The sequence below is a fragment of the Streptomyces virginiae genome (assembly GCF_041432505.1).
GTDB classification, from domain to species: Bacteria; Actinomycetota; Actinomycetes; order Streptomycetales; family Streptomycetaceae; genus Streptomyces; species Streptomyces virginiae_A.
Window position 1 is genome coordinate 8,606,206 of record NZ_CP107871.1, and the last position, 11,752, is coordinate 8,617,957.

Sequence of the window (11,752 nt, forward strand, 5' to 3'; positions counted from 1 at the left end):
CTACGATGGACGGAATCCAAGTCAAGAAGGACACCAGGTCCACATTCGTTCGGATCCCGGATGTCCGCCGACAACCTTCGGGGCACCCCGTCGAACCTGAATAGGTGGGCCGATATGAGTGACCTGCTGGAGCGTTTGCGCGGGCGTGGTTGGCGGATGACGTCGCAGCGGCGCGTGGTCGCGGAGGTCCTCGACGGTGACCACGTGCACCTCACGGCGGACGAGGTGCACGCCCGCGCGGCGCGGCGGCTGCCGGAGATCTCCCGGGCGACCGTCTACAACGCCCTGGGCGAGGTCGTGGAGGTGACGACCGACGGCCGGGCCAAGCGCTACGACCCCAACGCGCACCACCCCCACCAGCACCTGGTGTGCTCGGCCTGCGGACTCATCCGCGACGTCCACCCGACGGACGACCCGCTGGCCGGCCTCCCGGCGGACGAGCGCTTCGGCTTCGCGGTGTCCGGGGTCGAGGTCACCTATCGGGGGCTGTGCCCGGACTGCGCGTAGTACCACCACCGGGCACGGCCGGCCCTGCCGCTACTCCTGGCCCACGGGCCGGGCGCGCAGCCACGCCGTCTCGAACTCGTCCTCGCCGATCTCCATGCCCACCAGTTCGGGGTCGAACAGGTCGACGACGGGCGGGTTGAACGGCCAGTCGTCCGGGCCGCTGCGCACACCGGGGCCGTCCGGGCCCAGCTCGACCTGGCGCAGCCTGCGGCCGTCGGACTGGACCTCCAGCAGGTACAGCGTCCGGCCCCCGCCGTCCTCGTCGTCCCAGGGCCGCCGCAGCCACACGATCTCCCGGTCGGCGAGCGCGCCGAAGCCGTCGAGGCCACGCTGAGCCTCCCGCCGGGCCCGCAGGTCCGCCAACGCGTCGGGCATGCTCGTCCCGTCGATTCGGACCTCGTCCAGGTCCCAGGCCTCGGCCTGCTCGACGCTCGCGGCGGTGTCGACCACCTCCACCTCCGCGAACGTTTCGCACACCTCACGTGCCGATCGCGCGTGGACCCACCACCACAGGCCGCCCATGCCGTAGTCGTGGAGGACGAGAAAGCGCCGCACGGGCGCAACACGATCGTTCATATCGGCAGACGATATGTGAGTCGCCGATCACGATCCGTGCCGCCCCCGGAACGGTCCGACGGTCGGAATTCACCCACATTTCGCGACGCCAATACCGTCTCTTCCCAGCCACGCGCAAGGCTTCAACAAGAAAATCCTTGATGGCGCACTAGACTGGTGGGTTGTTTGGCGCTGGGCCGGAACAACCTGGGCAGACCCGGGCTCCGCCGGCGACCCGGATGGTGCCGGGAACGAGACGCGAGGGCCGATGGCAGTCACACCTGAGCACGGTGAACTCACGTTGCTCGACGACGGGGAGACGCTGGAGGAGACCGGCAAGTCGGCCCGCTTCACCGCCGGGCCCGCCGCCCCCACCCGCACCCTCGTCGACATCTTCGAGGCGACCGTACGGACCTACCCCGACGAGCTCGCCCTCGACGACGGAACCACCCGATTGACCTACCGGGCCCTGGCCGTCGAGGTCGAGCGCCGGCGCCGGGCCCTCGCCGCCGCCGGGGTAGGACTCGGCGACCGGGTCGGCGTCCGCGTGCCGTCCGGGACCAACGAGCTGTACGTGGCCGTCCTCGCCGTCCTCGCCGCCGGCGCCGCCTACGTACCCGTCGACGCCGAGGACCCGGACGAGCGCGCCGACCTGGTCTTCGGCGAGGCCGGGGTCCGCGCGGTCCTCGGCGGCGGACAGCGCATCCACGCCGGCAGCGCACCGGAGTCCGGCGCCCGCGCCGCCGCCTCCCGCCCCGGTCCCGAACACGACGCGTGGATCATCTTCACCTCCGGCTCCACCGGCAAGCCCAAGGGCGTCGCCGTCAGCCACCGCAGCGCCGCCGCCTTCGTGGACGCCGAAGCCGCCCTGTTCCTCACCGAGGAGCCCATCGGCCCCGGCGACCGCGTCATGGCAGGACTCTCCGTCGCCTTCGACGCCTCCTGCGAGGAGATGTGGCTGGCCTGGCGCTACGGCGCCTGCCTCGTGCCCGTACCCCGCTCCCAGGTCCGCAGCGGCGCCGACCTCGGCCCCTGGCTCGTGGAGCAGGAGATCACCGTGGTCTCCACCGTGCCGACCCTGGCCGCGCTCTGGGAGCCCGAGGCGCTCAACGAGGTCCGCCTCCTGATCTTCGGCGGTGAGGCCTGCCCGCCCGAACTCACCCAGCGCCTGGTCACCGAAGGCCGCGAGGTCTGGAACACGTACGGCCCCACCGAAGCCACCGTCGTCGCCTGCGCCGCCCTGCTGACCGGCGAGGAACCGATCCGCATCGGCCTCCCGCTGAACGGCTGGGAACTGGCCGTCGTCGACGAGTCCGGCGAGCCGGTACCCATGGGCGGCAGCGGCCAGCTCGTGATCGGCGGCGTCGGCCTCGCCCGCTACCTCGACCCCGACAAGGACGCCGAGAAGTACGCCCCGCTCGAAACCCTCGGCTGGCAGCGCGCCTACCGCAGCGGCGACCTCGTACGCGCCGAACCGGAAGGCCTCGTCTTCCTCGGCCGCGCCGACGAGCAGATCAAGCTCGGCGGCCGCCGGATCGAACTGGGCGAGGTGGACGCCGCCCTCCAGGCCCTGCCCGGCGTCGCGGGCGCGGCCGCCGCCGTCCGCACCGCCCGCAGCGGCAACCAGCTGCTCGTCGGCTACCTCGTCACCCAGGACGGCTGGGACCACGCCGCCGCCGTGACCCGGCTGCGCGCCGAACTCCCCGCCGCCCTCGTACCGCTGCTCGCACCCGTCGCCGAACTGCCCACCCGCACCTCCGGCAAGGTCGACCGCGCCGCCCTGCCCTGGCCGCTGCCAGACCTGGAGACCTCCGGCCCCACCGAGCAGCTCTACGGCACCGAAGCCTGGCTCGCCGAGCAGTGGGGCGAAGCCCTCGGCGTCACCGTCACCAGCGCCGCCGACGACTTCTTCGCGATCGGCGGTGGCAGCCTCGCCGCCGCCCAGCTCACCACCCGGCTACGCACCCGCTACCCGAGCGCCGCCGTCCTCGACATCTACCAGCAGCCCACCCTGCGCAAGCTCGCCCGCCACCTGGAGAAGTCCGCCCAGGGCGACGGCGAGGCCCGCACCGTCGCACCGGTCCCGCTGCGCTCCCAGGTCACCCAGTCGCTGCTGCTGATCCCCCTGTTCACCCTGGTCGGCCTGCGCTGGACGGTCGCCCTGCTGGCCCTGGGCAACGTCCTGCACCACTTCGGGCCCTTCCCATGGGCGCCCACCGCCTCGTGGTGGCTCGTCGCCGCCGGAGCCCTGCTGCTCTTCAGCCCGCCCGGCCGCCTCGCGATCGCCGCCGGCGGCGCCCGCCTCCTGCTGCGCGGCGTCCGCGCCGGACGCCACCCGCGCGGCGGCAGCGTCCACCTGCGGCTCTGGACGGCCGAACGGCTCGCCGAATGCGTCCGCGCCACCTCCCTCACCGGCTCGTGGCTGGAACGCTACGGTCGAGCCCTCGGCGCCAAGATCGGCCCCGAGGTGGACCTGCACTCCCTGCCCCCGGTCACGGGCATGCTCAAACTCGGCCGCGGCTGCGCCGTGGAGTCCGAGGTGGACCTCACCGGCCACTGGCTCGACGGGGACCACCTGGAGATCGGCGCGATCAAGGTCGGCGCGGGCGCGGTGGTCGGCACCCGCAGCATCCTCTTCCCCGGCGCGCGCGTCGGAAAGCGCGCCGAGGTCGCCCCCGGCTCCGCCGTCGTCGGACAGATCCCGACCGGCCAGCGCTGGGCCGGCGCACCCGCCGGGAAGCTCGGCAAGGCCAAGCACAACTGGCCGGGGGAACGCCCGCCGCGCGGACTCTTCTGGCGGGCCGCCTACGGAGCGGCCGGCTTCGGCCTCACCGCCCTGCCCGTCCTCGCCGCCCTGCCCGCCCTGCTCGTCGTCAGCCGCTTCGTCCCCGCCGACGCCGGGCTCACCGAAGCACTGCGCGGAACGCTCCTCGCCGTGGTGCCCGCGGCGCTCGCCTACGGCTTCGCGTACGCGGCCCTGCTCCTGGTCTCCGTACGCCTGCTCAGCCTCGGCCTGCGGACCGGAACCCACCCGACGCACAGCAGGGTCGGCTGGCAGGCCTGGACGGTCACCCAACTGATGGACCTGTCCCGCGAGACGCTCTTCCCGCTGTACGCCGGGCTGATCACCCCGGTGTGGCTGCGGCTGCTCGGCATGAAGATCGGCCGGGGCGCCGAGGTGTCCACCGTGCTCGCCCTGCCCAGCCTCACCACCGTCGGCGAGGGCGCCTTCCTCGCCGACGACACACTGACCGCCCCCTACGAGCTCGGCGGCGGCTGGATGCGCATCGGACACTCCGAGATCGGCCGCCGCGCCTTCCTCGGCAACTCCGGCATGACCGCCCCGGGCCGCAGCGTGCCGGACGACGGACTCGTCGGCGTCCTGTCCGCCACCCCGAAGAAGGCCAAGAAGGGCAGCTCCTACCTGGGACTCCCGCCGGTCCGACTGCCCCGCTCCACCGCGGACTCGGACCAGAGCCGCACCTACGAGCCCCCGGCGCGGCTGCTGTGGGCACGCGGCCTCGTCGAGCTGTGCCGGCTCGTCCCGGTGTTCTGCTCGGCCGCCCTGGCCGTGCTGACCGGTGCGGCGCTCTGCGCCCTGATCACGGGCGGCGGTCCGGGGATCTGGGGAGCCGCGCTCCTGTCCGGAGCGGTCCTGCTCATCGCCGGTACGGCCGCCTGCGCGGTCGCGGTGACCGCCAAATGGCTGCTGGTCGGCCGGCACCGGACGGGGGAGCACCCGCTGTGGAGCGGCTTCGTATGGCGCAACGAACTGGCCGACACCTTCGTGGAGGTGCTGGCCGTGCCGTGGCTGGCCGGATCGGTCCCCGGCACACCGGTGCTCGCCCTGTGGCTGCGCGCGCTCGGCGGCCGGATCGGCCGGGGCGTGTGGTGCGAGAGCTACTGGCTCCCCGAGACGGACCTGGTGGTGCTCGGCGACGGAGTCAGCGTCAACCGCGGCTGTGTGTTGCAGACACACCTCTTCCACGACCGGATCTTGAGGACGGATACTGTGGTGCTCCGCGAGGGCGCCACCCTGGGCCCGGGCGGAATCGTCCTGCCCGGGAGCACGGTAGGGGCCCGCAGCACCCTGGGTCCCGCATCCCTCGTGATGGCCGGGGAATCCGTCCCCGCCGACACCCGCTGGCTGGGCAATCCCATCGAGGCGTGGCGGTCCTGACCGGGCCCGCCCCGCAGCGGTAGGCAGCAGGGCGGCACCGGCACACCGGTACACCAGCACGTCGTACGAGCACAGCGCAGGGAGCGGAAGCGGCAGTGAGCGGCCAGAGAACAGAGCCATCGGACCCGTACTTCCCGGCCAACGGCGACTCCCGTTACCGAGTGCACCGGTACGAACTCGCTCTGGAGTACCGTCCCGGGCCCAACCGGCTCGCGGGCACGGCGCGGCTCAGCGCGATCGCCGGGCGGGCGCCGCTCGCCGAATTCCACCTGAACCTGGCCGAATTCAGAATAGGTCGGGTCCTGGTGAACGGCCGGGCGCCGCAATACTCCCACCGCGGCGGCAAACTGCGCATCCGCCCGGCCAAGCCGCTGCCCGCCGGCTCCGCCTTCACCGTCGAGGTGCACTGGGCGGGCAACCCCAAACCGGTGCGCAGCCCCTGGGGCGGCATCGGCTGGGAGGAACTGACCGACGGCGCGCTGGTGGCCAGCCAGCCCGTCGGCGCGCCCTCCTGGTACCCGTGCAACGACCGGCCCGCCGACAAGGCCTCGTACCACATCTCGGTCAACACGCCGTCCCCCTACACGGTCGTGGCCGGCGGCCGGCTCCTCACGCGCACGACGAAGGCCAGCACGACCACCTGGGTCTACGAGCAGTCCGCGCCGACCTCCAGCTACCTGGTCAGCCTGTCCATCGGCATGTACCAGACGGTGCTCCTCGGCGACCCCGGCCTCGGGGGCGTACCGCAGAGCGCGCATGTGCCGGCGCACCTGCTGCCGAGCTTCTCCCGCGACTTCGCCCGGCAGCCCGCCATGATGGCCTTGTTCGAGGAGCTCTTCGGGCCCTACCCCTTCGGCGAGTACGTGGTGGTCGTCGCCGACGAGGAACTGGACGTCCCCGTGGAGGCACAGGGCCTGTCCACCTTCGGCGTCAACCACGTGGACGGCGTCCGTGGCTCGGAACGCCTCATCGCCCACGAACTCGCGCACCAGTGGTTCGGCAACAGCGTGACCATCGCCGACTGGCGGCACATCTGGCTCAACGAGGGCTTCGCGAAGTACGCCGAATGGCTCTGGTCGGAACGCTCCGGCGGCCGCACCGCGCACGAGCTGGCGACCGCCGCACACCGGCTGCTGGCCTCGCAACCACGGGACCTGCGGCTGGCCGACCCCGGCCGCAAGCTGATGTTCGACGACCGCCTCTACCAGCGCGGCGGCCTCACCCTGCACGCGATCCGCTGCGCGCTGGGCGACAACGCCTTCTTCCGCATGCTGCGCGACTGGGCCACGGTGCACCGCCACGGGGTGGTGTCCACCACGGGTTTCACCCAGCACGTCGCCCGCTACACGGCCGAGCCGCTGGACGAGCTGTTCCACACCTGGCTGCACGCCCCGGCCCTGCCGCCCCTGCCTGTGCCGCCCCGGCCCCCGATACCGGCGAGGCCCGGCTACCCGCCGACGAACGGCGGCTCCAAGGGCGGCCGGGGCAAAGCCTCCGCCTAGGCCGGGCGAGGGGTGGTGAGCGGCATCCGGGCCCGGACCTGCCAGTCGCCCTCGGCGGTGGCCTCGGCCCGGAAGGTGCCGCCGGCCAGCGTGACGCGTTCGCCGAGGCCCTTGAGGTCGTAGCCCGTGAGGGAGGCCCGAGGGCCCGTCCCGTCGTTGGTGATCCGTACGGCTGCCTCGTGGGGACGGACGCGCACATGGACGCTGACGTGGCGGCAGTGCCGGGCGTGCTCGCGGATGTTGGTGAGGGACTCCACGGTCACCCGGTGCAGGGTCGCGGCCACCTCGGGCGGCACGGTGTCCGTCGGCCCTTCCTCGGTGAGGTGCGCCGGTACCCCGTTCAGGGCGAACCCCCTCACCAGGGCTCGTAGGTCGTCCATACCGGCGGGCGCGGTCGGCGCCGCGTCGCTCTCGCCGGCCGTGAGGCCGGCGACCATCCGTCGCATGGACGCGAGGGTCTCGGCGCCCGTCTCCTCGATGCGCTGCAGCGCGGGCGGCACCAGGTCGGGCCGCCTGGCGGCGACCGCCCGGGCGCCCTGTGCCTGCACCACGATGCCGCTCACGTGGTGGGCGACGTAGTCGTGCAGATCCCTGGCCAGCTCGATCCGTTGTTCGAGGCGGGTGCGGTGGGCGCGCTGCCGCCGGACCGCCACCACGAGCCGGGCGGTCACACTCGCCCCCGCCACCAGGACGGTGGCCAGGGTGAGGCCGAGAGCCACGATCAGACTGTCCTCCCGCACGCCGGTGGACAGGGGACGCAGGACGACGGCCGCCGCCAGCAGCAGGGCGACCGGAGCGCCGGAGGCCGCCGGGCCGCGCCGGGTGACGAAGGCCAGCACCACCAGCAGGGCGACCGGTTCGAACGCAGGGTGGGCGGACGGGGCGCCGGCGGCGTCGTGACCCAGCCGCAGGGCCGCCGAGCAGACCAGCGAGGCCGTGGCGGCGGCGCCCCCGACGTAGACGAACGGCCGAGGTTCTTCGCACAGGGGCAGCGGAACGAGGGCGACGCCCACGAGGACGGCCGACAGCGCGAGCAGGCCGGGAGACACCGATCCGGTGAACGCCCCGGCCCGTACATCCGCCCAGGCCGCGGCCAGGAGCACACAGGCTGCGAGGGACCGCAGCAGGACCGCCGCCTTGCCGGAAGCGGCGAGGAAGCGGAGGAGAGGAGACCACATAGCGCGCAGATTAGATCATCGGCAGGCCCGGTCCCTCCGCCAAAAGTCGTAGTCGTACGGACCGGGATCCTCGGTTCACGCGCTACGCTTCCGGGCGCTCGCGGGGAGTGATCGAGGCCCGCCTCCGCCGCTTCCCGGACCCGCGGTCGCGACCGGCCGGCGCGGGACGCTCAGGACGTCGCGGCGTGATCGGACTCGCCGCGCAGGACGCAGAATTCATTGCCTTCGGGGTCGGCGAGCACCGCCCAGCCCGAGCCGTCGGGCTGTCGGCGATCGACGACGAGGGTGGCTCCGAGCTTCAGCAGCCGCTCGACCTCCTCCTCGCGGGAGGTCGTCGGGCGCAGGCACAGGTGGATCCGGTTCTTGACGGTCTTCGGTTCCGGCACCTGGTTGAAGTACAGCAGCGGGCCCTCCGCGAGCATCACCACGGTCTCGTGGTCGCCCGGTTCGGCCTGCGGATGCAGCGGGCGACCGGTCACCTCGCTCCAGAACCGAGCCAGTTCATACGCATCCGAACAGTCGATCGCCACGTTCTGCACCACTGAGACCATGCCGCACAGCCTGCCCGAGTTCCCGCACGACCGCCAAGATCCGAAAGGGACGGCCTGGTCCCGGCACTGAGCTGACGCCGCCCGAAACCCCCGTCCTCGGGCGGCGTCAGCTCAGTGCCGGGACCGCGAGAGGTCTCCGGTGGTCGGAGGGGGCTCCGGTTTCCCATCCCCTCACCCGACCCTGCGGCGCCCACTCTGCCAAGCCTCGGAGCACCGCGCATTGGCCTGGCGTGCACAGTGTCTTGACGGAGAGTCGCCCCGCCGCCCGCGCCCGGGGCCCCGGCTCGTGTTGCGCGGGCCGCCACGGCCGGTGTAAACCCGTGATCATGCTGCCCGAGACAACCTTCCGCAGCGCGGAACTAGCGCCCGCCGACCGTTTCGAGAGCTGGCGGGACCTGATGTCGCAGACGCACGCGCCCATGGAGATGCACAGTGAGTACGCCGCCGACTTCTGGGTGAACCAGCGCGTCATCTCGCTCGGCGGGATCACGGTCTATCCGATGGAATGCCGCCCCCTGACCTTCCGGCGCACATCGAAGCTGATAGCGAGGTCGGACCCCGAGCATTTCCACCTCTCGCTGATCAAGCGCGGGGCGGGAGCGGTCACCCTGGGCAAGGACACCGTGGTGCACGGTGTGTTCGACATCCACACCAGTGACACGTCACGGCCGTTCGACATCAGTTCCGGCCCGCATCCCGTCGAGATCATCGGGGTCGAGGTACCCAAGGCGCTGCTGCCGCTGCCCCCGCAGACCGCCGGCCGGGTCATCGGCCGGCGCATCTCGGCCCGCGAGGGAATGGGGGCTCTGCTGGCCACCTTCCTCGATCAGGTGACCAAGGACAGCCGGTCCTACGGGGCGGCCGACGGCCCGCGCCTGAGCGGCGTACTGGCCGATCTCATCGCCTCGCTCTTCGCCGGCGTCCTCGAAGCGGACCGGTCCCTGACCCCGGAGACGCACCGGCGCGCCCTGGCGCTCCGTGTGATGGCCTTCATCGGGGACAACGCCGACGATCCGCTGCTGGACGTCCCCGCGATCGCCGCCGCCCATCACATCTCCGTCAGCTATCTCCACCGGGTGTTCCAACAGGAGGGGGACGGGGCGACGGTCGCGGCCTTCCTTCAGGGCCGGCGGCTCGCGCGGGCCCGCCAGGACCTCGCGGACCCGCTGCACCAAGGGGTGCCCGTGCACGTCATCGGCGCCCGGCGGGGCTTCCGGCACGCGTCCGCGTTCAGCCGGGCGTTCCGCGAGGCCTACGGCCTGCCGCCCGCAGCCTTCCGCGGGCAGGCCCGGACGGAAGACCTGGCCGGGGCGGACGCCTCCTAGGCCTGCCTCGTCCAGCGCTGCGACGCCTCCCCGCCGCATGTGTTGGTCACCAGGCCGCCGCTCATGCCCAGGTCGAGACAGCCGCCGCTGAAGTCGTTGCGGAGGCTGCCGCCCGACCCCGTACGCCACAGCTGCGTCGTGCCGTTGGTGGAGCAGTCGCCGACGTAGACCGCCTGGCCGAGCATGTTGGCGTACAGGCAGCCGCCGCCCCGCTGGTTGACGAGCTTGAAACTGCCGTCCGGCCTGCTCTGGACCGTCCACCGGGCGCTCGCGTCCGCGCAGTCGCCGTAGTCCGAGGCGCCGAAGATCTGGGTGATGCACTTGCTGTTGTCGCCGTTGCGGAAGCGGTAGGTGCCGGAGGCGGGAGGAGCCGGGGGCGCCGCGGTGGTGGGCGCCGTGGACGTCCCGCCGTTGGAGGGGCGCGTACTGCCCGAACCGCCCGCGTTCGCGGGGTTGCCGGCACTTCCGGAGTTCCCGGCGCCGCCCGAGCCGGGCTGCGCACCGCCGGAGCCGCCCCCGGGACCGGTGCCGGTCCCGGGGGCGGCGCCGCCCACGCCCCCCACGGCCCCGGCCGGGGGAGTGCCCGTCCCGGCCTGTCCCGGGTCCTGGGCCGGTGGCTGCGCGGGTGCCGCCGTACCCGAGGGGTTGCCGCCCGCCGTCGACGCCGGTGGGTCGGCCGGCGCCGTCACCGGGGCGGACGGGGAGCTCCCGGCCCCGGCCTGCGGCGCGGAGGTGTACGGCAGGTGCTGGACGGCGAGGGTCGTACCGCCCGCGACCACGACGACGGGCAGGACGGCGAGCAGGACGCGGGTCCGGCGGCGCCGCTCGGTCCGTTCCGGCCGGACCGTGGCCGGGGGCGCCGGGGCCGCCGAGGCCGGCTCCTTCGCGGGCTCCGGCTCGGCTTCCGCCTTCTCCCCCGTGAGCGGGACCGTCGGTACGTCGGGCTCCCGCACGTGCGCGGCGAAGGCGGCCCGCTCGGCCAGGCACCCGGTGACGGCCTCCGGCCACAGCGGGTCGGTGAACGGGTCGTGCGCGCGGGCGCGTTCCAGGAGTTCGGCGGCGGTGGGACGGCCCTCGGGGTCCTTGTCGAGGCAGGCCGCGACGAGCTCGGCGAGGTCCGGCTCCAGCTCCCGCAACGGCTCCAGGTCGGGCTCCTCGTGGACGATGCGGTACAGCACCCCGTGTCCCGACTCGTCGCCGAACGGCGGCCGGCCGCAGGCCGCGTACGCGAGTACGGAGCCCAGCGCGAAGACATCGGTGGCGCCGCTCAACCGCTTTCGACCCGAGGCCTGTTCGGGCGCCATGTAGGCGGGTGTCCCCACGACCATGCCGGTCACGGTCAGCCGGCTCTGCTCGGCGGCCCGGGCCACACCGAAGTCGATGAGCGTGAGACCGTCGAGGGTCAGCATGACGTTGGACGGCTTGACGTCCCGGTGCACCATGTCCAGCGCGTGCACCGCGGCCAGCCCCGACGCGGCCTCCCGCAGCAGCAGCCACAGCGCCCGCGCGGGCAGCGGGCCGCCGTGCAGCTCGACGGCCTCCCGCAGGGTGAGCCCGGGGATGTAGGCGGTGGCGAACCACGGGGGAGTGGCGGTGCGATCGCTGTCGAGCAGGGGGGCGGTGGCGTCGGCGGGCAGCCGGGCGAGATTGTCCAACTCGTGCCCGAAGCGGCGCAGGAAGTCCTGGTCCTCACCGACGACCGAGGCCAGCAGCTGTTTGACGGCGACGTACCGACCCTCGCGGACCCCGAGGTAGACACGCCCCATGCCGCCGGCCCCGAGCCGGCCCGCGAGCGGGATCGACCCGATCCGGCGTGGGTCCTCCGCCTCCAGCGGCTCGGCCCCGCTCCCCGTCAGCTCAGACACGTCAGCCCCGCTCGAATTGGAGAAGTTTCCAGGAATCTAACCCTGATGATCCGACGACGGCAACGCGGGTCGCCGAAAGCCGAGTTGAT

General features: G+C 73.1%; 8 protein-coding genes. 4 read left to right on the forward strand and 4 right to left on the reverse strand.

Annotated features, from left to right (window positions below; translation table 11 throughout):
• Nucleotides 1–114 precede the first annotated feature (114 nt).
• Nucleotides 115–507 carry a Fur family transcriptional regulator gene (locus tag OG624_RS39705; protein ID WP_371640619.1) on the forward strand — a complete coding sequence of 131 codons (393 nt, stop codon included), beginning with the start codon at nt 115–117 and terminating at the stop codon, nt 505–507.
• A 30-nt stretch (nt 508–537) separates the two neighbouring features.
• Here OG624_RS39705 and OG624_RS39710 read toward each other — a convergent pair whose 3' ends face one another.
• Nucleotides 538–1,083 carry a hypothetical protein gene (locus OG624_RS39710; protein ID WP_033216786.1) on the reverse strand — a complete coding sequence of 182 codons (546 nt, stop codon included), beginning with the start codon at nt 1,081–1,083 and terminating at the stop codon, nt 538–540.
• Between the two features lie 247 nt (nt 1,084–1,330).
• Between OG624_RS39710 and OG624_RS39715 the strand changes: the two genes are divergently transcribed.
• Both OG624_RS39715 and OG624_RS39720 read left to right on the forward strand, forming a co-directional pair.
• Complete coding sequence (locus OG624_RS39715) at nt 1,331–5,242, forward strand: Pls/PosA family non-ribosomal peptide synthetase (RefSeq protein WP_371640620.1); 3,912 nt, start codon at nt 1,331–1,333, stop codon at nt 5,240–5,242.
• A 95-nt stretch (nt 5,243–5,337) separates the two neighbouring features.
• On the forward strand, nt 5,338–6,744 hold the full coding sequence (locus OG624_RS39720; protein ID WP_371640621.1) for a M1 family metallopeptidase: 1,407 nt from the start codon (nt 5,338–5,340) through the stop codon (nt 6,742–6,744).
• Here OG624_RS39720 and OG624_RS39725 read toward each other — a convergent pair.
• Both OG624_RS39725 and OG624_RS39730 read right to left on the reverse strand, forming a co-directional pair.
• Nucleotides 6,741–7,922 (reverse strand): sensor histidine kinase, encoded by a 1,182-nt coding sequence (locus tag OG624_RS39725; RefSeq protein WP_051762962.1) that lies wholly within the window; start codon nt 7,920–7,922, stop codon nt 6,741–6,743. The two genes, OG624_RS39720 and OG624_RS39725, sit on opposite strands and share 4 nt — an antisense overlap.
• Before the next feature lie 170 nt (nt 7,923–8,092).
• Nucleotides 8,093–8,473 carry a VOC family protein gene (locus OG624_RS39730; RefSeq protein ID WP_033216792.1) on the reverse strand — a complete coding sequence of 127 codons (381 nt, stop codon included), beginning with the start codon at nt 8,471–8,473 and terminating at the stop codon, nt 8,093–8,095.
• Between the two features lie 326 nt (nt 8,474–8,799).
• Between OG624_RS39730 and OG624_RS39735 the strand changes: the two genes are divergently transcribed.
• A complete protein-coding gene (locus tag OG624_RS39735; protein ID WP_033217289.1) occupies nt 8,800–9,798 on the forward strand; it encodes a helix-turn-helix domain-containing protein in 999 nt (332 codons plus the stop codon).
• On the opposite strand, the gene OG624_RS39740 is transcribed toward OG624_RS39735, so the two are convergent.
• Entirely contained in the window at nt 9,795–11,663 is a 1,869-nt protein-coding gene (locus OG624_RS39740; RefSeq protein WP_371640622.1) for a serine/threonine-protein kinase, read from the reverse strand. The two genes, OG624_RS39735 and OG624_RS39740, sit on opposite strands and share 4 nt — an antisense overlap.
• Nucleotides 11,664–11,752: the final 89 nt, after the last annotated feature.